At 48.6% G+C, this 25,147-nt stretch carries 13 protein-coding genes; 5 read left to right on the forward strand and 8 right to left on the reverse strand.

Annotated features, from left to right (window positions below; genetic code table 11):
* The first annotated feature begins 5 nt into the window (after positions 1–5).
* From BMW79_RS10910 to BMW79_RS10930, 5 genes are read left to right on the forward strand one after another with little or no spacing between them, the layout of a single operon-like run.
* Positions 6–1,466 (forward strand): RagB/SusD family nutrient uptake outer membrane protein, encoded by a 1,461-nt coding sequence (locus BMW79_RS10910; RefSeq protein WP_089894470.1) that lies wholly within the window; start codon positions 6–8, stop codon positions 1,464–1,466.
* 36 nt (positions 1,467–1,502) lie between these two features.
* Positions 1,503–2,309 (forward strand): polysaccharide deacetylase family protein, encoded by an 807-nt coding sequence (locus BMW79_RS10915; protein ID WP_177192118.1) that lies wholly within the window; start codon positions 1,503–1,505, stop codon positions 2,307–2,309.
* Positions 2,310–2,314: 5 nt separating this feature from the next.
* Positions 2,315–4,741 carry a sugar-binding domain-containing protein gene (locus BMW79_RS10920; protein WP_177192119.1) on the forward strand — a complete coding sequence of 809 codons (2,427 nt, stop codon included), beginning with the start codon at positions 2,315–2,317 and terminating at the stop codon, positions 4,739–4,741.
* Between the two features lie 9 nt (positions 4,742–4,750).
* Complete coding sequence (locus BMW79_RS10925) at positions 4,751–5,614, forward strand: sugar phosphate isomerase/epimerase family protein (protein WP_089894476.1); 864 nt, start codon at positions 4,751–4,753, stop codon at positions 5,612–5,614.
* A 3-nt stretch (positions 5,615–5,617) separates the two neighbouring features.
* A complete protein-coding gene (locus BMW79_RS10930) occupies positions 5,618–7,783 on the forward strand; it encodes an alpha-amylase family protein (RefSeq protein ID WP_089894479.1) in 2,166 nt (721 codons plus the stop codon).
* 76 nt (positions 7,784–7,859) lie between these two features.
* On the opposite strand, the gene BMW79_RS10935 is transcribed toward BMW79_RS10930, so the two are convergent.
* The 8 genes from BMW79_RS10935 to BMW79_RS10975 all read right to left on the reverse strand — a co-directional run bounded on the left by BMW79_RS10935 (position 7,860) and on the right by BMW79_RS10975 (position 25,086).
* A complete protein-coding gene (locus tag BMW79_RS10935) occupies positions 7,860–9,557 on the reverse strand; it encodes a RagB/SusD family nutrient uptake outer membrane protein (protein ID WP_089894482.1) in 1,698 nt (565 codons plus the stop codon).
* A gap of 18 nt (positions 9,558–9,575) precedes the next feature.
* Entirely contained in the window at positions 9,576–12,368 is a 2,793-nt protein-coding gene (locus BMW79_RS10940; protein WP_089894485.1) for a SusC/RagA family TonB-linked outer membrane protein, read from the reverse strand.
* A 34-nt stretch (positions 12,369–12,402) separates the two neighbouring features.
* A complete protein-coding gene (locus tag BMW79_RS10945) occupies positions 12,403–14,103 on the reverse strand; it encodes a RagB/SusD family nutrient uptake outer membrane protein (RefSeq protein WP_089894490.1) in 1,701 nt (566 codons plus the stop codon).
* 52 nt (positions 14,104–14,155) lie between these two features.
* Positions 14,156–17,278 carry a SusC/RagA family TonB-linked outer membrane protein gene (locus BMW79_RS10950; RefSeq protein ID WP_089894493.1) on the reverse strand — a complete coding sequence of 1,041 codons (3,123 nt, stop codon included), beginning with the start codon at positions 17,276–17,278 and terminating at the stop codon, positions 14,156–14,158.
* A 129-nt stretch (positions 17,279–17,407) separates the two neighbouring features.
* On the reverse strand, positions 17,408–18,823 hold the full coding sequence (locus tag BMW79_RS10955) for a hypothetical protein (protein WP_143059126.1): 1,416 nt from the start codon (positions 18,821–18,823) through the stop codon (positions 17,408–17,410).
* A gap of 465 nt (positions 18,824–19,288) precedes the next feature.
* Positions 19,289–20,239, reverse strand: coding sequence for a DUF5017 domain-containing protein (locus tag BMW79_RS10965; protein ID WP_089894502.1), 951 nt, complete (start codon positions 20,237–20,239; stop codon positions 19,289–19,291).
* Between the two features lie 27 nt (positions 20,240–20,266).
* Positions 20,267–21,868: a RagB/SusD family nutrient uptake outer membrane protein gene (locus BMW79_RS10970; protein WP_089894505.1), complete on the reverse strand. Its 1,602-nt coding sequence runs from the start codon at positions 21,866–21,868 to the stop codon at positions 20,267–20,269.
* A gap of 20 nt (positions 21,869–21,888) precedes the next feature.
* Positions 21,889–25,086, reverse strand: coding sequence for a SusC/RagA family TonB-linked outer membrane protein (locus BMW79_RS10975; RefSeq protein WP_089894508.1), 3,198 nt, complete (start codon positions 25,084–25,086; stop codon positions 21,889–21,891).
* Positions 25,087–25,147: the final 61 nt, after the last annotated feature.

The following is a 25,147-nucleotide window of genomic DNA, read 5'->3' on the forward strand; positions in this document are numbered from 1 at the left end:
TTATCATGAAGAAATATATGGTTTTTCTTTTTTGCATTCTGCTGACAGGATGCTCCAAATTCCTGGAAGAATCGCCGAAAGGTATTGTGCAGGGACCGGCGGCTATTGTGGATGTCACCGGCCTGGATGCCGCGCTCACCGGTTCATACAAAGGATTGACCCGTACCTGGGCCAGGGGTTTTCTCAACTCCAATACGCAGGGTTTTGCTATGGGGGGCGATGACCTGACTACCTTGTTTGGTGGTAATAAAGCAGATTTCCGGCAGATGGATCAATTTGCGGTAACTTCCGCCAATCCGAACATCGCCATGATCTGGGATGGATGTTATAAAACCATCCAGGGCGCCAATAATGTAATCGATAATGCACCCGGTATTCCCGGTGATCAGGCGCAGATAGACCAGATAGTAGGGGAAGCACATTTCCTGCGTGCATTGAGCTACTACTGGCTGGTGAGAGGCTGGGGCAATATTCCCCTTATCACAAAAATTGAATACGCCGTTACGCCTGAATTGCTCAACATGAAAAAATCAGCGCCGGCAGAAGTTTATAAAGTGATTGAAAGCGACCTGGTACTGGCAGAAAAGCTGGTAGGCGTTACCAAGCGTGATCCGGGAAGACCCAACAAAGGTACCGTAAAGGCCTTACTGGCAGATGTGTACCTGACGCAGGGAGGGTGGCCGATCAAGGACGTCAGCAAATATGCGCTGGCAGCCAGTAAAGCGAAAGAAGTAATTGATAACAAAGCCACTTATGATTTCAGCCTGGTAGACCTGGCCGTGTTATGGTCCGGCGATGTAAGTGCCATTGGTACGAAGGAAGAAGTGATGGCGCTGCATGCCAATGAAAACTACGGCGGTTCCACCAACTCCTTTACCGGTGCGGCTTCTGTTCCCCTGGAAGAAGGCGGCTGGGAAGATTTTCACTCAGAGATCAATTTCTTTAACAATTTCCCGGCAGGAAAAAGAAAGGATATTACTTTTCATACTATCTTCCGTAAGCAGGATGGAACGCTGGTGCCCTGGCAGAACAGTGCATCCAAACATCCTTACTATGGCAAGTTCCGGATCAAAGACAATGATCACTGGTATTCCTCTATGCCGGTACACCTGATCCGTTATGCGCATGTGTTGCTGATTTATGCAGAAGCACAGGCTCGGGCTACCGGCTCACCCGATGCAACGGCTTATGCGGCACTCAATGAAGTGCGTGGCCGTGCAGGTCTTGGTGAGGCCCCCGAAAATTTATCCGGTCCTGCTTTTGCCGATGCAGTAGTAGCAGAAAGAGCCTGGGAATTTGCCGGAGAAGGCACTACCCGCTGGTTTGATCTCGTGCGGCTGGAACAGGTAGAAGCCGCCAACGCCAATAAAAATGAGGCAGATCTTAAACCGATCGGCACTATTACTAAAGCTAATTACTGGTTCCCGGTACCATTGGGAGATGCCAGCATAAATCCAAATTTATAATCCCTTAAAAGGTGCCCGTCACCATCAATGTTCAGTATGATACCAGTACAACCATTTATCATTCGCTTATTGTTAGTCCTGACTATTCCGATACAACTCAGTGCACAGGAGAAATGGCCCGGTGGAAAAAAGGCCGCCATTGTGCTGACTTATGATGATGGCCTGGTATCACAACTGAATACGGCTATTCCACAGTTAAGGCAATCAACATTAACGGGCACCTTTTTCTTAACCGGCAATGTTACGGAAGACCAGATGCTGAGCTGGAGAGCCGCAGCAGCTGATGGTTTTGAACTGGCCAATCATACGTTGTATCATCCCTGTTCTAAAAAGATGTACGAAAATGCACCGCAGTATTACACGGAAAATTATGATGTAAATGCGATGCTGAAAGAGGCCGGTATGATGAATAAAATCCTGTTTGGTATAGATGGGAAAAGAAGTCGCACCTATGCCTTCCCCTGCAGTGAATCTGTTGTTGGCGGCGTTGATTATACACCTGCGTTAAAACAATCCGGTCTTGTGAAATATGCCCGCTCCGGCGGCGATATTCATTCTATCATCACCGATTTTTCCACGCTCGATTTGTATAAGATCCCGAGCTGGGGAGTGGTGAATAAGGAAGATGGAAAAGCGCTGATCAGCTTTGTGGAAGCAGCCACCGCAAAGGGTGGTCTTGGCATCTTTATGTTTCATGGGGTGGGTGGCGATTACCTGGACGTATCTGGCGCTGCGCATGAACAATTGCTGCAATACCTGGCCAGTCACCGGAAAGATATATGGGTAGCCACTTTCCAGGAAGTAATGGATTATGTAACCGCACAGCAAAAGCAGCAACGATAGTATTTATGATGAAAAGAATGGGTGTAATCGCGTGGATGATGTTCGCATCATTCCAGGTGTGTGCACAACAATACGGACGTGAATTATTCAATGCCCGGTGGCAATTTCACCTGGGCCATCTGCCGGGAGCTGAGGCTCCCGGCTTTAATGATGCTACCTGGCGCACGGTGAATGTACCGCACGACTATAGCATCGAAGGCGATTTTAATAGGCACCTGCCCAGCTGTAACAGCTATTTGCCAGGAGGCATTGGCTGGTACCGCAAATCGTTTGTGGTACCCACCACACAGGCCGGTAAAAAAGTACTCATCCAGTTTGATGGCGTATACAAAAACAGTGAGGTCTGGATCAATGGCCATTATCTCGGGAAACGCCCCAGCGGCTACGTGGCCTTTGAATACGATCTTACGCCGTGGATCCGTATCGGGGAAAAGAATACCATCGCCGTAAAAACGGATCATGAAGATCTCACTGATTCCGGCTGGTATACCGGCTCCGGAATTTACCGGAATGTTTTTTTGGTATACCGTTCTCCGGTACATATCAAAAGCGGTGGCCTCTTTGTGCATACACCGGAAGTATCTTACACAAAAGCACTGGTAACGGCCAGCGTGACAGTGCAAAATGAAAACACTACCGGTGATACTGTTGTCGTGATTACCAGTCTGCTCAACGCTGCCGGTGAAACAGTGGCTACCAACCGTCAGCAAATATTCCTTCCCGAAAAATCTGATCGGCTGCTTCATACAACACTGCCGGTTTCCTCTCCGCAGCTATGGTCTGTAGATACGCCTTATTTGTACACATTGCGTACTACCGTGAGCAGTCATGGAAAAATAACCGATCAGCAGGAAGTACGTACCGGTATCCGCCAGCTCCGCTTCGATGCCAGCCGGGGATTTTTTCTCAATGGAAAAAGTACCAAATTGAAAGGCGTATGTATGGTACATGATGCGGGCGTATTAGGTTCCGCTGTGCCGCGTAGTGTATGGGAAAGCCGCTTACGTACGCTGAAGGAAATGGGTTGTAATGCTATCCGCGCCTGTCATAATCCACATGCTACCGAGTTCCTGGATGTATGCGATGAGCAGGGCTTCCTGGTTATTGCAGAAGCGTTTGATGAATGGGCGTATCCCAAAACAAAATGGATCGACGGATGGAACCATACACAAAAAGTAAAGAACGGCTATTCGAAATATTTTCCGGAATGGGGCACTAGGGATCTGCAGGACCAGGTGCTGCGCGACCGTAATCATCCTTCCGTGATCATGTGGAGTATCGGGAATGAAATTGATTTTCCCAATGATCCCTATTCACATCCCAGCCTGGATAGCTTTGCCAATCCGCAGACCTTCGCCAGGTACCAATCCGCCAATCCGGATGCATCCGGTATGAAAGCGCTGGCAGAGAAGCTGGCCGCAGTGGTGCGTGCATTGGATACCACCCGCCCGGTTACTTCCGGGCTGGCATCGGCGTATATGTCTACCGAAGTGGGCTATGCCGGTGTACTCGATGTGACCGGCTATAACTACCAGGAAAACCTGTACGGACCTCATCATAAAAAACACCCCGGACAGATATTATACGGCAGCGAAACCGGTCATCGTTATGAATACTGGAAAGCCGTAACAGACAACGATTATGTAATGGGGCAGTTTTTATGGACCGGTTTTGAATACCTCGGTGAATCCTTTAAATGGCCGCAACGTCATAACCCCTTTGGCATTATCGACCTGGGCGGCTTTTTTAAAACAGAAGCGTATTTCCGCCAAAGTATATGGAGCGACAAGCCTATGGCCTGGATTGGCGCATGGGATACTACCGTGACCGAACCTACGCAATATTATCTCTGGGATCATCATAATGCGCTGCCGCATTGGAACTGGATGCCGGATAAAATGATCCGCATCAGTGGGTTTACCAACTGCGAATCCATGGAATTGTTTTTAAACGGGCAGTCGTTGGGCATACAACAAATGAGCAGCTTTCCGGATCATGTGATCACGTGGTATGTGCCGTATAAAAAGGGACAACTGAAAGCCATTGCCCGCAATGGTACCAAAGTGATGGCGGAATATGAATTAAACACTGCCGGCGCTCCGGCGAAACTCCGGGCCATTGTAGAACAACCGGTGCTAAAGGCCAATCAGCAGGACGTAGCATCCCTGGCGGTATATGTGGAAGACGATAAAAACAGGTGGGTATATCTCTCGGAAAATAAACTGACAGTAAACGTAACCGGCCCGGTGAAGTTACTTGGCCTGGAAAATGCCAATGCCAATGATACCAGCCGCTACGCCGGGAACAGTCATCATGCGTTCCGGGGAAGAATAAAAGTATATGTGCAGGCCCTCGGCAAACCGGGTCAGGCCAGGGTTACGATTTCTTCTCCTGGTCTGAAAACCGCAGTAGTACCATTGATCATCCAGTAAATAACGGACATGCATATACACAGACGAACTTTTATACAACAGGCCGGCCTGCTTACTACCGGCTTGTTCCTGGGGCCTTCCCTCAGTACAGGTAAACTGCCGGAAACCGGGTTGCAGCTGTGGACGTTAAAAGACGATCTTGCAAAAGACCTGGAAGGTACCATTAAAAAGATAGCCGCCGCCGGATATACTGACCTGGAAACGTTTGGCGGAGGAGATCAGTTTTTTGGGTTGTCACCTGTCAGCTTTAAACAGCTGCTGGACCGGCATAAGCTGCATTCCAGCAGTGGGCATTATTACTTCCCTGGCGACAACGAATCATTTGATACAGTTATCAATGGTTTTATAAAGGCCGCGAAAATACTGGGGCAAACATATATCGTAATACCATCATTGCCAGCGGCACTGTATAGTACCGCAGCCGGATGTAAAACTGCCGCTGTGCAACTTAACAGGGCGGGGCAATTATGTAAGGATGCCGGATTGCAACTGGCCTATCATAATCATGCGTTTGAATTTCAGCAGTTTGGTACGCAGACAGGCTATGATATTTTGTTGAAAGAAACAGCTGCCGGTTTAGTGAAGATGGAACTGGATTTGTACTTTGCCGTTAGCGCCGGTCTTGACCCCGTGGCGCTTTTCATGCAGGAACCAGAACGTTTTGTGATGTGGCATGTGAAAGATATGGATAAAATAAATCCTGCTTTGAATACAGAAGTAGGTAGCGGCAGCATCGACTTCAAACGCATTTTTTCTTATGCAAAGCTTGCCGGTGTGAAACGCTATTTTATTGAGCAGGAAAATTTTGCCATCGACCCTTATGTGAGTCTGAAGAAGAGTGCGCAATATTTTAAAACGGCTTTAATCAGATAGGCGATGAAAAAATGTTTTTTTACCATCCTGCTTTCTCAATGGCTATATACTTCAGCAGCGGCACAAACCATTCATCATACATCCGGTGATCTGCGTTTCGACTGGGAGCTGCCGTCGGATAAGGCTTCGCTCACGGTACTATCTACCGGTGCAGTGAACTGGAGAGGGAGTTTACTTCCTTCTTTCTGGATAAAAAATGTGCAGGGGCAATTGCAATATGTGAAGGCCCGCGCGGTGCCGGGCGATGCGGGCAGTGTTCATCTGGTACTCGATTCCCTGGGTACGGGTAAAATGGTGATAGAACAGACGTCCTGGGGTATCCGTGTCCGTGAGTTAACGCTAAGCTGGCGTTTGCCGGCGCCTGCTATTGTGGAAATGTATATCGGCGCCTCCATGCCACCGGCAACTGCGGTAAATGTAAAACCCGTGTGGGACCGCCCGTTTTTACCGGACTGGCAATCGCTGGGTTATTGTTTACCTGGTGCCAAAGCCGGTACCGTACAAAGTTATTTCCGCATGTGGGACTTCGGGCAATCGGATATTGCATTGGGTAATTTCGGTCCTTCGATGAGTAGTCCCTATGGCGCTGCGTTTCCCCGGCCAGTATTGTTTACGGCTATGGGAGAAGGAAAAGGCTGGATCAGCATCGGTGCCGGCGATATTCCGGACGGCGCTATGAGTCTGAGTATGAGAGCTGCACGGGGCTGTTTCCGCTACCTCTATCGTGAAGATCTGTGGGGAGCATCGCCAACGGCTACACGTAGCTGGAATGATCTGTTACGCATTACCATCGATACCACAGCCTATGCTGCCTTTGGAAAATATTATGGATCTTTCCCGGTATCTCCGGAAAAGAAAACCATTACCCCCGTATCTGTCTGGAATACCTGGGGCATGTGGCGTAAACGAAAATACCCGATTCCTCCCATTGCTGATTTTACGAGCCAGGTGCAAAGCGAGATGATGGTGTTGGATGATCCCTGGGAAACGTCGCAGGGCTCTGGTCAGCCGGATCTGCAACGCTTTCCAGATTTCTTTGCAGACGTGGCGTATGCCCGCAGTAAGGGATTGGGGATAGGTGTGTGGGAAACATTGGGCTGGATCAAAGATACCGCTGCTGCCGGCATCACCCGCAACGATCTGGTACTTGATATTCATGGGGAGCCCTGCCTGGGCAACTGGAACTTTGACCCTACCGGGGAAGCCTGGTATTGCCTGGATATCAGTTCTCCGCGCGCCCGTGCTTTTGTGCAGGAGCGCACCCGCAAAACCATGCAGTTGCTACAGCCGGGGTTGATCAAACTCGACTTCGGCTATGGCTTGCCTAATCCCAATATGGGCGTGCCGGTGAATCCGTTGTACAGGGGCGAACGTTATTCCTATGAATTGGTGCGCCTCATCAGCGAAGCGGCCAAAAGTGTGAATCCCGATGTAGTGATATTGTATTATGGTATCAGTCCATTGTGGGTACCTGTAATGGATATGGTATCGCTGGACGACCAGGGAGATCTCTGGTACGATACGCGGCAGGGACACCAGGAGTGGAGTATCTGGGCGTCGCTGTTATCGCAGCAGGGAGTGGGCCTTAGCGGCTCATCTTCCTACGACTGGCTCACCGACGACGAAGTATTGATGAATACGGTGATTCTCGGTACACCCGGCGCCGTGTTGCCTTCCGAACTGGATAACGGAAAGCCCGTACCGGCGCAGTTTCAGAACCGCCGCTGGGCCGTGAATAAATGGTACCGCCGTACTGTACTATGGGAACCGCTATGGCTGAACAGTTATACCGGCGGTGTAGATGGCCCGCCGCAACTCCGTTGCTGGGGCAGGCTGGAGCATAAACAACTCACGGCATTAACGCTGCACGAAAATGCGGATAAGAACCTGAAAGGCAGTCCGGCCGAAGGGATCCGCTGGACGGGTAACTGGAGCCTTATTTCACAGGATGATAACGCGATAACGGCTACGCATACACTGGCGGTTATTCCTTTCAGTGCCGGTACTATTACTTTGCCTTATGCACAAAAGCCTTTGAAGGTTACGGCGCAGGGGATGAATGGGGTGATTAGCAATGCTGGCTGGAGCTGGAAGAACGGCCTGCTGACTTTAAATGTAACACCCGCGCAACTGGCTCAACTGGGTGGCTTCCTGGTAACGACAAAATAATTGTGTGTGTTCAGAATACAAGAAAGGCAGTCATCATTACGATGACTGCCTTCTTTCTTTAACACTACTTACTTATTTACCACAACGGGTTCTGTGCAATTTTCGGTGATATGAATACTTCTCCCTGCGGGATCGGGTAGAGGTACATCTTTGGTTCAAACACCCTTTGCTCTACTACTACCGGCGTGTATTTGAAAGAGCCGTTGGTATTTCTTGTGATGCCCATTCCGCGTAAAGGCGCACCCAGGTAAGCGGGGCCCTGCATCCATCTGCGTACATCCCAGCCACGGTGATCTTCAAAGGCAAATTCCACCCTGCGCTCGTTGCGGATTCTTTCGCGCATATCGGCTTGCGACAGGCCGGAAGGCAAAGGCGGCATGTTTACGCCCCAGCGGGATCTTACGGCATTTACATACTGCTCAATATCCGGATGTCCGGGACTGGATTCATTCAGGGCTTCAGCATAGTTCAGGTATACTTCTGCCAGGCGGATCAGGATCCAGCTGTGTACACTTGCCCGGTTCTGCAACAGGTCGGTGTATTCGCTCAAATACTTTTTCAGATAGTAGCCTGTTTTGGTAGCCAGTGGAATACCTTTACCATCGCGGCCTCCCGCCCATATTTCCACGCTGCGGCTTTTATACCAGGTGTTGTTGGTAATGATACTGTGTTCCAGTCTTGGATCGCGGTTGGCATATGGATTGGCCGCATGGGCAGGATTGTTCCAGTCGAATTTGGTACCGTCTGCCATTTCGTAAGCGTCTACCAAGTTCTGTGAAGGCGTGGTACCGCTTTCTCCAAAATCAAATCCTACGGGATAATTGGCTTTTTCAAATTCATTGTTATCGCCATTGCGCCGGGTGAAAATAATTTCCGCAATGTTGTAGCTATTGAACATATTCCGGTAATCCCAATAGAGATAGTAACCGGAACCTTGCAGGTCGATCACTGCTTTGGCAGCGGCAGCAGCGGCGGCCCATCTGGCAGCACGGTTGCCGCCCGGCAAAGAAATCAGTTCAGCATGACCATAACCACCTGCCCAGGTGGGCGTATTAAACAGATCGCTGGCAGCATACAATAACGCCCGGCTTTTTAATGCCAGCGCAGCGCCTTTGGTGGCCCTGCCCAGGTCTGCATCGGCATATACTACCGGTAATCCCAGGGCTGCACTGTCGCACTCATTGGTGACATACTGAATACATTCTGCGAGCGTATTGCGGCTCACATTTTTGAAATCATCTTCGGCAGATAACGCCTTTGTCAGGATCGGGACGCCACCATAGCGTTTGATCAGTTCAAAGTAAAAGAAGGCGCGCAAAAACCTCGATTCATATTTCCAGCGGGCTATTTCTGCTGTCCTTGTTTTATATACCTGCTGTTGTGATGGATCAGGATCCAGTTTATATACATCCAGGTCGATGCTATCGGAAGCAGCGAGGAACTGGTTGGCTTTGCGGATGGCTTTGTAGTATTTAGACCAGGCATTGTCAGGATTGTCGAATGCATTCCAGGAGCCGTTGTTGAAACGATGTATGGCCGCATTTTCTTCTGTATGCTCTGCTTCATCCGTGGCAGAGGCCATCATGGCACGGTCTATATACAGGAAGCCTTCCGGCAGTTCTGCATACAAGGCTGCCTGCCGGTAACCGGTGTATTGATAGGAAGAGGTAACTTGTTTTTGGGTGAGATTGGTGATCACTTCCCGGTCCAGTTTTTCACAGGCCGTTAATAGCGTGCCTGTCATAAAAAGGAGCGTATATATCTTGCTTTTCATCCGTTCAGATTTAAGGATTTAAAATTCAATTCTCAGGCCTGCGGAAAAAGTACGCATCGCAGGATACCCTACAGATAAGCTTTCCGGATCGATGTCTCCTTCGATATCATCAATGGAAAACAGGTTGGTACCATTTACAAATACCCGCGCCAGGTTCATCTTCGCTTTGCTCATCAGGGAAGCGGGCAATGAATAGCCCAGCTCCAGGCTGCGGAGTTTCAGGTAGCTGCCGTTGCGTTGCCAGAAACTGGAATAGCGGTAGTTGTTCAGGTTATTCTGGGAAGATAACCGGGGATAAGTAGCGGTACCGGCAGTGGCAGGCGTCCATCTGTTCTCCGCCATCGAAGGGGCGGAGCCGTTGTTCTGGAAGGCATAGTAATTGGAGCCGAGTGTGACGGTGCTACCGTTTACACCCTGGAAGAAAATATCGAGATCAAATCTCCTGAAACGGGCATTGGTATGCAGGGTATAGGTAAGCGTGGGCAGATAGGGCTTACCGATCGGGAACGCATCATTCTGGTCGATTACGTTATCGCCGTTCTGATCTTTGTATTTGATATCACCAGGCTGCACCGGGGTAAAGATCTGCTTCGGACTTTTATCTACATCTGCCTGGTCTTTGAAAAAGCCGATGGCTTCCAGTCCGAATGGCTGTCCTACGGAATGACCGCTGTAATACAGGTAGGCATTCTGTTGTACGGCTTCTGCATTGTACACCACTTTGTTTTTGGCATAAGTGGCGCTGGCTTCAGCCATCCATTGTATGCCTGCTGTGGGTTTGCTGGTGTACGACAGCAATGCTTCCAGTCCTTTGTTGTTCATCTTACCTACATTCAGCATCGGCAGATCCACGCCCATGTATTGCGGCAACGTATAGTAAGGCCGCGCCAGGATATGACGGCGGTCATTTTTGAATACATCCGCGGTAAAGCGCCAGCGTTCGCCGAAGGCTGCTTCGACGCCCACATTTATTTTCTGTTCTTTTTCCCAAGTCACATCCGGGTTGGCGGGCACACCTTCCGCCAGGCCGCCGGTACCGGTATTGGCTGTACCAAAGTAGGGGGAATTGATGAATGGGTACAATTGATCAAACATAAACCGTTGTCCGCCGATGAGGTCATTTCCTGTAAGTCCGTATGAACCGCGTATTTTCAGGAAAGTGATAGCCCGGCTGTGTTGCAGGAAGTTTTCATTGGAAACAATCCAACCGGCGCTTACGGCAGGGAAAGCACCGAAGCGGCTGCCTTTGGGGAAGTTTTCGGAACCCATATACGACATAGTGAATTCGCCGATATACTTACGGTTATTGGCATACGTAATTCTGGTACCGCCATTCACATGTTTGTAGGGAAGATTGTTGCCGCTGATGCTGTAGCTATCCTGGTTGTACATGGCCATGGCGGTGATTTCATGGATACCAAACGTTCTGTTGTAGTTCAGGAAGCCCTGCAACGCATAGTTCCGCCACTGATCGGAGCGGCTTTCATCACCCTGCAGGGAAGTCTTTTGGCCGAAGCGGGTATATACGGTATCTCCATTGTTATTTCTGCTGATGGAGAAGCGTTCATACTGTGCGGTTTTATTGGAGTAGCTGTTGAAATAATTATTGGCAGCTATCGCGGCGGAAACGCTGAGTCCTTTTGTAATAAAATCCAGTTGCTGTGTTAAGCGCAGTGAGGATTGTATGGTACGGCCGTTGGACGTATAGGAACCATTCTGCAGCATATTTCCGAGGGGATTGGCATAAAGGGCATTACCACCAAAGCTGCCATTGGGCTGATATACCGGGAAGGCATTGGGCGGAATAGCCGCCATGAGGCCGAATAAGGAACCGGTGGTGTTACCGGCCGGATTGGCCTTGTCTTCCACTGTTCCGCCGAGCGTGATAAAAGCCGTCAGTGTTTTATTCAGGTCAATATCCACATTGGATCGGAAGTTATACCGGTTGAATTTTGAATTGCTGCTTTCTTCGTTGATATCGCCGGCTTTGATGAGCATACCCTGACTGCTGATAGCATTCAGCGCCGCAAAATAGCGCACTGCTTTTTTACCACCGCTGAAGTTCAGGTGATAGTTGCTCATGGGGGCGGAGTTACGCAACACCTGTTTGTACCAGTTTACATCCGGGTGAAAATAAGGATCGTTGCCCTGCTGATAAGCTGCAAGGTCTGCATCGGTATACAGTGCCGGCTTGCCATCATTCTGCAGTGCTTCATTATACAGGCGGGCGTAGTCGTAGGCGTTGACCATTTTGGGGAGGGCAACGGGCTTATTAAAGCCGTATTGCGCACCAAAACTTACCTGCAATTGTCCTTCCTGTCCTCTTTTGGTGGTAATGAGGATCACGCCATTGGCGGCCCTGCTGCCATAGAGGGCGGTAGCGGCGGCATCTTTCAGTACTGTTACGCTGGCTATTTCATCGGGTACCAGTTGCTCGAAGTTGCTTTCAAAGCCATCTACCATTACGAGTACTTTGGTGCTTTCGCTGCCAAAGGTATTAACGCCCCTGATATAAAGGGAAGGGGAGTTGACACCGGGTTCGGTATTGCCTTGCAGTACCGTAAGACCGCGTAGTCTGCCGGTCATGGTATTAGCGAGATTGGTGTTAAAGGATTTTCTCAGTTCCGTTCCTTTTACCGAAGACACGGCCCCGGTAACCATCCACGCAGGCTGTGTGCCATAGGCGATGTTCACGCTGGCTGCTTTGGCGGTAGTGGTGGAATCGGTGACGGGAGACTGTGCAGCAGCATATACACCACATCCGGCACTGAGCAGCAGGGTGGAGATAGTACGTATAATCATCTGGTTCATAAAATGCTTTTAAACGAAAAAAAATGTGATTCCCTTACCATCCGGGGTTTTGCACGAGGTAGCCTTTGTTTACTTCCCACAGAATGAATGGGTGCAGGTACATCTTCGGCAGGAAACTGCGTACTTCGAAAATGTAAGGCTCGTAATGGATCTCGCTGCTGGCCGGTATAGTGGCGAGTTTTAATCCCCAGAAATTGCCTTTCATCACCCCATCTTCTTCTGCAATTTTCCAACGGCGGATATCCCAGAAGCGATGATCTTCAAAAGCCAGTTCTATGTCGCGTTCGTTGTGTACGCGTTTCCTGAAATCGTCTTTGCTCAAACCTTTTGGCAAATCGGGCATACCGGAACGGCGACGGATCTTGTTCACCGCATCATAAGCTGCATCTACCGGACCTTCTGCTTCATTCAATGCTTCTGCATAGTTGAGGTAAGCTTCCGCCAGGCGGAACAGCTGCCAGCTGGGGATTTGGGCTGCACCATTGTGCAGGTCGGAAGGAATCAGTTTATGCATCCAGTGACCAATACTGTTACCGATACAGTTAAACACCGGTGTTTCCACATTCCAGTAGGAATTGTGATAGGCAATGGTTTGTTTAAAGCGGGGATCCAGTTCATCATATTTTTTAAAGAGGTCGTTGCCACCATTGGCATTCCAGGTTTGTGGCGTACCATCTTTCTTTTCGTATTTGCGTACCAGGTTAAAGGTAGCCTGTAAGCCACCCCAGCCCGGGTTCGCAATGGTATTGGGTTTCATTACCGCCCAGGGAATATCCCACGGATAACGGGTACCAAACGATTTATTGGCGAGTATAATTTCTTCATTGTCGTTGGTAGACCATTCGTATTTATAATTGACATCAACGCCTTTGTCGTCTATCAGTTTACAGTTACCCGAGGGCGCCCAGTCAAGCACCGCTTTAGCAGCATCTGCGGCCAGTTTCCAGCGATTCGCATCATAGTTGCCATAGCAGATCAGCTTATTGTTTTCTCCCAGTGGCATATAAGGCGTGGCGGTGTTAAACAGAGGACTGGCAGCGTATAGCAGTGCTTTTGATTTCAGCATCAGTGCAGCGCCTTTGGTAACACGGCCCCGCATGGTGGAAGGGTAGGTAGGCGGTAATGCGCCGGCGGCTTCGGTACAATCGTTCACAATAAAGTTCACACATTCTTCGATGGTATTCCGGCTGATCTTCAGTTCTTCCGATAACTGGAAGCGCTTATTCACAATAGGTACGCCACCATAGCGTTTCAGCATCTCAAAGTAATTGAGCGCCCGCACAAATTTCGCTTCTGCGATTACCTGTTCGCGGTACGACTCCTGCAGCCCCGGTACTTCACCGATGCGTTCCATCATGATATTACAGATGCGGATGGCGGTCCACCGCAGGTAGAAACGGTAATCTTCCAGGTTCACAATATCGCTGGCGGTGATGCTGGCCGAATTCCAATATTGGGAAGTGAGCCAGGCTACTGCGTACTCGCCCTCATCGGTGGCACCGGCAGAAATGTCCAGGCTGATGGATTCCGTGAGTGATTTATCATCCGTACAGAACCCGTGATGGATACCATGGCGGTACATACTGGCGATATAGGTTTCCAGCTGGGTGGGAGAGGAGAAGATGGTATTTTCGGTAACGTCTACGCCGGGGGCTTTATCCAGGAAGTTTTTCTTACAGGAGAAAGTGAAGGTTCCGAGTATGACGAATATACAGACTATGCGTATTTTTTTCATCCGTGAAATTTTTAACTGTTGATAAAGAAGGATGCGGTGATCAGCTCCATCATCAGAATTTTACATTCAAACCCACGTTCACTGTTTTTACCAGCGGGTAAGGTTCTGTATTGTTAATGTTGTTGGGACTTTCAGGATCAACGCCCGGATCCAGTTTACTCCAGGTAAACAGGTTGTTGGCATTCAGGTACAAGCGTACACTGCTCATGCCTATCCGCTTCAACGCCGCTGCGGCGAAGGAATAACCCAGTTCAATATTTTTGAGACGGATATAGCTGGCATCGCGGATCCAGTAGGTAGATTCTTTGTAATTATGTTTCTGTGTTTCTCCACCTAAGGATAAGTGCGGGAAATTGATCGGTTCACCTTTGGCATAACGTTCTTCGCTCCAGCTGGTCAGCAGGTATTCGTTGGCGCCTTTGTTCTGCTCCATACCGGTCATGGCCGACCAGGGCATCTGCAGACTTACATTGGTAGCACCGAGGAATAACACGGAGCAGTCGAAGCCTTTGTAACTGCCGCCAAAAGAGAGGCCCAGCATAGTTTCGGGGAAGTTGGAATAACCGATCGGTACGGCATCTTCTTCACTGATTCTGCCATCTCCATTAATATCTTTATAACGGATATCGCCGGGCTGGATCTTATTATTATTCCATTGTGATACCGGGCGTTTCGGATCATTGACTTCTTCCCAGGTGTTATACAGTCCTTCTGCAATCAAACCGAAGTACTGCCCCACGCGGTGGCCGGTACGTTGCTGATACGGCATGGCCTGCGGGATTTCATCCATATAGATGATCTTGTTTTTAGCAAACGTGAAAGTGGATTTCACCCAATAGTTCACCGGGCCGGCCTGGTCGTTAAAGGAGATGTCGCCATCGATACCCCGGTTCTGCATCTTCCCGAAATTGTAAGGCGGGAAAATGGCCCCCGTAACGGTAGGAACGGTTTGTTTCACTGCCAGGATGTTTTCCCTGTTTTCATTGAACCAGTCGGCCGTAATTTTAATTTTATCTCTCCAGAGAGATATCTCTATACCGATGTCTTTTTTCACCGCTCTTTCCCAGGTCAGGTCGCCATTGCCGAGTGCGCCTTCTACAGCAGTGTTATAGGCTGCGTAGTTAACGCCGCTTTCACCGAAGTAATAGCCGGGATTGTTGGAGTAGGTGTAAGAAGTTGGGCGGTACAGGAACCGTGCGTTATTCAGTTTATCATTTCCTACTTGTCCGTAGGAGCCTCTTATTTTCAGGAAGGTGATGAGATCATTTTTCGGAAAGAAGGATTCCATGGAGGGAATCCAGCCCAGTGAATAGGCCGGGAAGAATCCAAAGCGATTGCCTTCTGCAAAGTTTTCGGTACCGTTGTAACCGATGTTGTATTCGGCAAGGTACCTGTTTTTATACGCGTAGGTAATACGGCCTACTACGCCCTGGTAGCCATTGGGCACCAGGTAGGCCAGGTTGGGATCAAACAGTTTGGTTTGATTATACAGCAACAAACCGGTTACATTATGATCGCCAAACTGACGGTTGTAATCCAGTCCGACTTCTGCATACGTGCGCCTGTTTTTGGAAATGGCTTCGCTGAAACCAAACGGATTATCGAGTCCTTGTGGAATATACACGAGACTGTTGTCCGGTAATCTTTTAGCGAGATAGGTCACCAGTCCTTTCTGATAGGTATCCAGTTTACTGTTATAGTTCTGGTACGCTACTTTACCATGTGCAGAAAGTCCTTTCGTGATAAAATCAAGGTCATAATCTACCCGTACAGTTCCATTCAGATAATTCCGGAACTCTTTGGTATAACCGGCACCCAGCATGATGTTGATGGGATTCACCGGGCCGGGCATATTCAGGGTAACGATCTTATTATCTACTACACCGGGAGAATATAATGGGTTGGCGTCTGAAATACCCTGGAAAATACGGTTGGTATTCCAGTTGGCGCCGCGCCTGTTTTCTGATTGGGAAGAGAGGTCCAGTGCAATTTTCAGGCGTTTGGTTACTTCAAAGTTGAAGTTGGAACGAAAGTTATAGCGTTTGAATTTGATCTGTGCATCCCATCCCGGGGAGAGGCTGGTATTGTTGAACAGTGCTTCCTGGTTAAACAGACCGCCGGACACAAAGTATTTCACTTTTTCTGTTCCGCCGCTGATGGTCAGGTTTTGCTGTGTTTGCAGTGATGCTTTTTTGAGCAGTACATCATACCAGTTGGTATTGGGAAACAGTACCGGATCTTCTCCGGATGCATATTTTCTGATGGCTTCATCCGAGTAGGTTGGCTCATAGGTACTGTTGGTGATATAAGAGTCGTATTTTTTAGCCGCGTTGTAGGAGCGTGCATAATCTGCGCTGCTCATAGGTTTGCGCAGACCGGTGAACCTGTTGATGGCCGCATTGGAAGTGAGGCCGAGTTGTGGCTTTCCTTCTTTACCACGTTTGGTAGTGATGAGCAATACCCCGTTAGCGCCTCTTACGCCATATATGGCAGTGGAGGAAGCATCTTTCAGGATAGAGACGCTTTCTATTTCATTGGGGTCGATGTTGTTGTAGTTGGTCACTTCAATACCATCTACCATGATGAGTGGTTCCTGGGAACCGGTGAAAGTGCCTACGCCCCTGATGCGCAGGGTGCTCTGATCATTACCGGGTTCTCCGCTGGATTGCCGGGCAAGTAATCCGGACATGCGGCCTGCAAGGGAGTTGCTGATATTGGCTACCGGTGATTGTAGCAGGTCTTTGGTAGTAACGGAAGAGATGGCGCCGGTAACGGATACTTTTTTCTGCGTACCAAAACCGATGACTACTACTTCGCCCAACTTCTCCAGTTGGTCTTCCAGGGTTACGTTCAGGGTACTGTTGTTACCTGGTGATATTTCCTGGCTGATATATCCCATATAGGTAAATACCAGTACGGCGTCTTTGCCGGGAACTTTGATACTGAACTTTCCCTGTTCATTGGTGATGGCCGCCATGGGGTGATTTTTCACCTTGATACTGACACCGGGCAGCGATACGCCTTTTGTATCTTTTACGGTACCGGTAATGGTGATCTCCTGCCGGACATTACCGGCGGCAGTTTCCGGAGATAGCGGAAGCGTGTTCGGATCGCCCGCCCTTGCCTGCACCGCGAGGCAGGAAGCAATTAATAAAAGTGGTAAATAATTTTTCATAACTCAGATCATTTAGGCTTTCTTCATACGTTGATGTGTGGACATAAAGACAAAAAGTTGCCCTGCCGTACGCAGGTATATTGCGTACGGCGGCTGTTTTGGTTGACAGTAGCCTGGAAGGCGTACTGTTTATTTACTCATGACAATAAACGTGGGACTTTCGCCGACCGTTAGCGTAATGGATTTGCTGTCGGTCTGTTCCCATTTTGGTTCGGATGCCGCCGAGGCGGTAGTGGCCATAGCTACTACACGGGAAGGTTTTCCCGGTAAACCGGTTAATGTGACCAGTGCTTCTTTTGGCTGGTAGCCTTCTTTTTCCTGTGTTTTAGTGCCGGTGGGCGACCAGGCTACCCATATCCGGTTGCCGGGTGTATCGCCCTGTTCAAATTCATATACAAACAGTTTTCCGGATTCATTTTTCACTATGCGGTTGAAGCGGTAATTACCCAGCATTTCATACAATTGTTTGGTGGCCCAGAAAGACATTTTCGGTTCAAACTTCCGGGTTAGTCCGGATGCAGCATGAAAGCCGGCTTCATTGTCGTCGTTGAAAAAGAAGAGGTAAGCCCGTTCTACATCCCTGGTAGCAAAGAGCAGGAAGGAACGTACAATGTATTGTGCCTGTTGCAGATCGGTATTCCCCTGCCAGTCCAGTTTCAGTGCCCAGTCTTTCCGGTGTACCATTGCATCCGGTGTACATGCATCATATCCGAATTCAGTGACCCATATTTTTTTTCCGGGAGCATGCTGATCGCGCCAGGCGATAGATTCATCCACTACCTTGAAATAAGCCAGGGAGCTGTCTTCCGGATAACTTCTGTTCCACGAATTTTTCGACGTGGCAGACGTGGGCATAGTGGCATAAGTATGAATATTAATTACGTCATACAGTGGCAGAATATCTTTATCGCCATAAATGCTGCCTACATACTGGGAGTAGTCATCGGCGGCGCGTGCGTGTACAGTGGGTGTTACAATCAGGGCACGTGGATCGCCTTTGCGGATGCCGCTGGCCATTTGTTTAAAGATGGTGCGGAAGGCGGCGGAATCTACGCGCTTGCCGGGTTCATTATCTATTTCAAAAGAGGTAGCGAGTTTTTCGGTGCCGGATGGACCGTAATAGGCTGCCATGGCTTTGCCGTAGTCATACGTCCATGCTTCCTGCCCTTTCCATATCTCGACCAGGTTAGACTGGTCTGCGCCGAATTTGCCAAACTGGATACAGATATCGGTTTCGAATCCACCCTGTTTCCACGGGCCATACACTTCATTCTTCCAGTTGATATTGTTGGCGGTTTGAGGAATCGTTAGCGGATCCCCCAGGTTTTTTACATCCCAGTCTACATTATGATAGTTGCGTACCAGCCGGCATACCTGGCCGTATAGTTCGGGTTTAAAATGATAGTGTCCGTTGATGGCCATGAAATCGCGGAATAGTGGCCTGTTGGAAGCAGGAGCTGCATTGCTGGCGGGAGGAGCCTCATTTGCACAATGTGTAAAAGTCATCGTGACCAGGAGACAAATACCCGGTAAAAGTAATTTCACGAGCGTCTGAATTTAGAAGTTTATAAAAGTAAAATGAGTTACAACGATGAACGATCACTGGTACAGGCTATCCATTGGCGGATGGCCATTTTTTTTGACGTGGTTTATGTTTTGGCACAGGCGATAGCATATGATGTATCACCAGATACTCACTTTTTTTATAATGGAATGCAATCTGTTTTTACTTTGGCTACTCTTGTAAACGTGGACGGCAGCTGTGGTTGTTACGATTATACGGACGCTATTCTACAGTATTTTGATAACTCAATGACCTAAAGATAGTAGAAATACTTTTATTATTGTGTTTTTGACAATTATTATTTTCAGTAGATAAAATTGCAATCGATCGTTCCTTTTTTTGAGGTGGTATGCGTGACCATTTAAAGCAGGTAATAACCGTCCGGATAAAAAAAGGGCCGACCAGTAATGATCAGCCCTGTTGCATCACTCTCTCCGTAAATGACGTTAATGCACGTTCAGACGGATATTTTTTACGATAGAATCCTGGCGGTCCCTGTTGGCATTGGATGCCAGGAACGTAGCGTCGTAAGCGCCAGGAGACGTGTAGATGTATTTGTAGGGAAACTTGCTCATGTTTTCACCGATGTTTTTGATCGGAATACCCCAGTCGGGTGTTACTTTTTTCAGATCCAGGGGTCCCATGATGGCCCAGGCTTCTGCATTTTGCGTGGCCTGATCTGCGGCAGCAGCGCCGGTGATCACTAAAGATGTACCGGCGGTTACTACCCAGTTGTAATTGTTCACTACTTTATAAGATACCCAACCAGGGCTATACGTAGTAGCGCCATAATTTGTAATGGCGGTATTCCCTGCATTTAAGTTGGCAATGAGATAGGTGGTACTGTCTGCAAGTGTGTTATTGACATTTAATCCGGTGATGGTCCATTTGTTTTGTTTGGAGCCGCTCACAGAGGTATATTTAAACGCAATGTATACCGGTTTGTCGCCGATTTGATCGGTGAGGTCTACCGGGCCGGAAGCCAGTGCAGCACCGGTAGATAGTGTAGCCCTGTCCGTTATATCCTTCCAGTTGGCGGCAGCGATATTGGAAAGGGTGGTAGTGTTGCTGGTATCAATGCCTTTGAAATCGGCAGATATCATCAATTGCAGGGAGTTGGTTTGTGTGCCATTGGCTCTGGCGCTGGTAAACCGCAATACGGGTGTACCTGCTGCCGCTGTACGGTTGCGGTAGGCATAACGGTTGCCGGGCAAACCGGAGTAAAAGGTGATGAAATCCGGGTTACCGGTCAGGTTAAACCGGATGGTATCTGCGGTAGCATAAGTACCGGCGCCGGCACTGGCATCAAAAGATAAACTTTTAAGTTTAATGTCTTTATTGCAGGCGGCTAACAATAAGCCCGAAACAGCCGTGAATAATATATTGTGAAAACGCATACATCAGATTTAAGATAGAATAATAAATTACCAGCCCGGATTTTGTACAGCAGCCTTATTAACGGTCATCTCTGAACTCGGAATGGGATACAGTACATTCCTTTCCGATACATTGTTGCCCGCATTGGCGCCATAGGCATAGGTGCCGTTATACGCCTTGAACTCCGCTGCTACTGCTTTCATAGTAGGGATAAAGATGCCCCAGCGGATCAGGTCCGCCCGTCTCATCGCTTCAAAGCACAACTCCCTGGATCGTTCGTCCTGTATAGCCTGTTGAAATGCCTGTTTGCCAAGTCCGGGTGTGAGATCAGCATCTGCACTGGCGGCAGTTACCGGCAAGCCATAGCCTCTTCTGCGCACCATATTGATGGCATCATAAGCCACGGCAGTGGGGCCATTTACCTGGTTCTCCGCTTCCGCCAGCATCAGTAATACATCTGCATAACGGAGAAGCGGGAAGTTGGCGCCATTATAGTTTTTATCCTTTGGGGTGAGTGTTTCGTAGGTTCTCCGCCATTTTGCGGCAGCACGGTCATATATTTTATTATCCGCAAAATAGGTACGCGCACCTGCGGCAGTATAAGAGAATGCTCCGATGGCCCAGTTTTTCCGTAAATCCCCTTTTCCATATAATTTATACAAACGTTCTGTTATACGGATGGTACCATAGCAGTAGCCGGAGTCGGCATAGTTAGCTGCCGTATAGCCGATCCCGATATCGTTTCCAACGCGGCCATTGGCTACATAGCCATCTGCCCGGTTACCTTTTTCTTCCGCTTCCCACATCGTTTCACGCACGTCATATTTATCCTGCATCTCGTTAACGAACACCTGGCTGAAACCACTGTTGTTGTCGCCATCCGGCGCTACGGCCTGTGTGATCAGGGAATGTTCACCGGATGCTTTTACTTTCGACGCCCATTTCAGCGCTTCCGCATATTTGCTGTTGTCGAGCAAAGGATAACCGGCCATCGTTAAGCATACCCTCGCCAGGATGCCGGCTATGGTGGTTTTGCTTATCCGGCTGCTGTATCCCAGCTCCGTAGATGTATATACGTTTCCTTCTGCCGTTTGCATGTCCTGGATGATCTGCGCATATACTTCCTTCGCAGGCGTACGTGGCCGGCTGATATTTTTGGGAGAAGAAGTGGGCGTGATCTGTAAAGGCACATCCCCGAAGTTGCTTACCAGCAGGAAGTAATAATAGCCTCTCATAAACAAGGCTTCACCCAGGATGGCTTTCCGCTTCGTTTCATCCATCGGCGCCACGTTGATATTGGCGATCAGGAGGTTGGCACGTTCAATGCCGGCATACAACTGCGACCAGAGATTATTCACAGCAGGCTCCGTATAATCATAGTTATACACCCACACCCCCGTAGTAGCAGAAGCTACCGCCCGGAAACTTTCATCTGTACCGGTACCCAGCGTAAAGAACAACGCATCGCCATACAGGGCGGAACTGCCCAAAGGCTGATACACTCCTGCCAGCGCGCTCATCACTTTGCTTTCTGAATTGTAATACGCATCCGGTGTGAGAAAATCAGTTGGTGTGGTGCTGAGGAATTTTTTGCAGCTCACCATAGAAAAGGCCAACAGGATACTGCTATATAAGAAGAGATGTTTCATATCAAAAATGCTTTAATGAATTAAAAGGATACATTGGCGCCAAAGGTGATGGTTCTGGCCCTGGGATAGGCGGAGTAGTCGAAACCAGGCGTCAGTACGGAATTATAGGTGTTCACTTCCGGATCCATGCCGCTGTATTTTGTCCACGTGAAAACATTCTGCGCCGCTGCGTAGATGCGTAAACGTGTGATCTTTGCCTGTTTCAGCAACGAGGCAGGAAGACTATACCCCAATGCCAGTGTTTTTAAACGCAGGAATGAACCATCTTCCACGGTACGGGAAGAATAGCCGCCACCATAGAATCCATTGGTTCTATAGAGGTCTGTATTGGTGTTGGTGGGCGTCCATCTTTTTTCATAGCTGGCAAACTGGTTGAAGTAGGTGCGGTTGAAAATATTTCCTTCAAACAACAGGCGGTTTACATTCAGTACGTCATTACCATAAGACCACTGGAAAAAAACATTCAGGTCAAATTGTTTGTAGGTAAAGCTGTTGTTGAAGCCTCCGGTATGAATCGGCAGGCCACGACCTATCACCGTATAATCGGAGGCATTCACTACGCCGTCGCCGTTGATATCGCGGTAACGGATGTCTCCTGGCTTAATATTGTTACGGGTATTACCATTGGTTGGTACATTATCTTTCAGGATATAGGTACCATTGGTGGCTTTGTTGAAGTCGCTATACTGGTATACGCCATCCCAGATATAGCCGTACATATTGCCCAGCGGCATTCCTATCTTGGAAATGTAAGCGGGCAATGACGACCAGTTGTTATCCCAGGCAATGGAAGAAGTGATGGCTTCCTGTCCTTCGGTGAGCGATAATACCTTGCTCTGGTTAAACGAAATATTGAAGCTGGTATTCCAGGTAAAATTTTTCTGTTGTACCGGCATTGCGCTGATGGTAAGTTCCAGGCCCTGGTTCTGCATACTGCCGATGTTCTTATAGGCGGCATTGTAGCCGGTAGAAGTAGGCATGGCGGCATTCAGTAACAGGTCATTCGTTTTCTTTTTATAAACATCTGCGGTGAGTGATAACCGGTTTCGGAAGAAACTCAGGTCGATCCCGGCGTTGAACTGCGAAGTTGTTTCCCATTTCAGATCCGGATTGGAAATGGTGAGTGGAATAATACTGCTCTGGTAATTGTTGTTAAACACATAGGTGTTGCCCAGCGGCAAGCCGAAGGTAGAGAGGTAGGCGAAATCATTCACGCGGTTGTTGCCGGTGAGACCATAGCTCAGGCGTAATTTACCATCGGAAAGAAAGGAGAGGGGTTTCAGGAAATTTTCATCGGAGAAGCGCCATGCCACAGCACCGGATGGAAAGTAGGCCCATCTGTTGGCTTCCGAAAATTTGGAAGAGGCATCCGCGCGATAAGATAATGTTAGTAAGTATTTCGATTTATAATTGTAATTCACTCTTCCCAGGAAGGATAACATGTTCCACTGGGAACTGGCTGCACGGGTGGCATTGGGCAAAGGCGAACCTTCTTCCAGTCCGCTGAGGCCCAGGCTTTCATTGGGCAGGTTAAAGGCACCAAAGCCATAGGTGGAGGTTTTTCCGCCCTGTTCGGTCATACCGGCTACTACGCTAAACGTATGATCGTTGTTGATCTTTTTATTCCAGCTCAGTGTATTTTCATTCAGCCAGGAATCGTTGCTGATAAAGCTGATAGCACCATTGGGGCCGTAACTGGCGCCCCAGGTGGTTCTTTTATTGCCATACAGGGTATTGGAATTATTCAGTGATTCAGTACGTACGGCACTGTTGTTCACGCCACCGGTTACACGTAGCACCAGTTCGGGCATGATCAGGTATTCTACATACGCATTGGCAGAAAGGATCTTTGAGATATTTCTTCTCACTAAATTCTGCTGGTTAATAATGGGATTGATGCGGTAGTCGGAGGTAAGATCCACAGAAGGATCAAACAATTCATCTTCCAGACCGGTGCCGTTTTTCGGAGAAGTGAGCGGAGCGGAGCCGAATACGCTGTACAGCAAAGTGGTAGCGGCATTGTTGCCGGATTCCGAAGGACTGATACCAGAGCGCAACAGGTAGCTGTAGTTGGTATTGATACCTGCTTTCAACCTGGTATTGATCTGCTGGTCGAGATTGATCCGGCCCTGGTATCTTTTATAACTGGAGTTGATGATCGTACCATCCTGGTTAAATGCAGACCCGGATATCAGGTAACGGGTCATGTTATTACCGCCGGATAAGGAAAGGCTGTTGTTGTAGATGGGTGCTGCACGGAACATCATGGATTGCCAGTCGATACCCGGATAGGATTTATAGCTATCCAGTGTTTTGCCATTACTGAGGTATACGCCGGTAGGGCTGGTGGTATCGGTGGTATTGCCATCCCTTTCAATCTGGTATTTCACAAATTCATAGGGCGTCATCATATCCATGGTTTTCAGGTTTTCCTGCCATCCCAGTGAGGTGGTGAAGTTGACCACCGGTTTGCCCACGTTTCCCTTTTTGGTAGTGACGAGGATCACGCCATTGGCGCCCCGGGCGCCGTAGATAGCTGTTGCGGATGCATCTTTCAATACTTCAATGGCTTCTATTTCATCCGGGTTGATATTGTTGTTGTCGGGGTTTTCAATAGGAAAACCGTCGATGACAAACAGGGGGGAATTATCCTGTGAAATAGAGTTGTTTCCCCTGATGACGATGTTCACGGTGGAACCGGGCTGGCCGTCAACGGAACTGACCTGTACACCGGCTACACGTCCGGCAAGAAATTCTTCAAAGGAGCGTACGGGCGCCTTGGTGGCATCTTTCACATTTACTTTTTCCACGGATCCGGTAAGGTCTTTTTTCTTCACGGTACCATATCCCACTACCATCACGTCGTTCAGGTTGGAGGCAATGGGCGACATTTCCACCGACATTGATAATGATTCTCCTTTTTTATAACTATAGTTATTGATTACTTTTTTACTGAACCCGATATAGGAGAAGGTAAGGGTATAGGTGTTTTCTTCTAATGTTTTGAACGTGAAAATGCCATTCTCTGTTGTAATGGTGTTGGCTTTGAATTTATCGGTCCGGTTGCTGATTTCAACAGACACGCCAGGTAAGGGTGTTCCTTTTTCATCCGTTACCAGCCCTTTGATAGCGGATTTATCCTGCGACCAGGCCTGTTGTGATAGTAGTAAGAGCAGCAGCCAGCAGCTACGGTAAAGGAGTGGTAATGTTTTACTCATGTCAGTTGTTTTTGGATAATAGAGCGCCGCTTCCTTGTGAAAGGAAGAATGATATTGTTTG

Origin of the sequence: Chitinophaga arvensicola (assembly GCF_900110835.1) — a bacterium.
Lineage (GTDB): Bacteria > Bacteroidota > Bacteroidia > Chitinophagales > Chitinophagaceae > Chitinophaga > Chitinophaga arvensicola.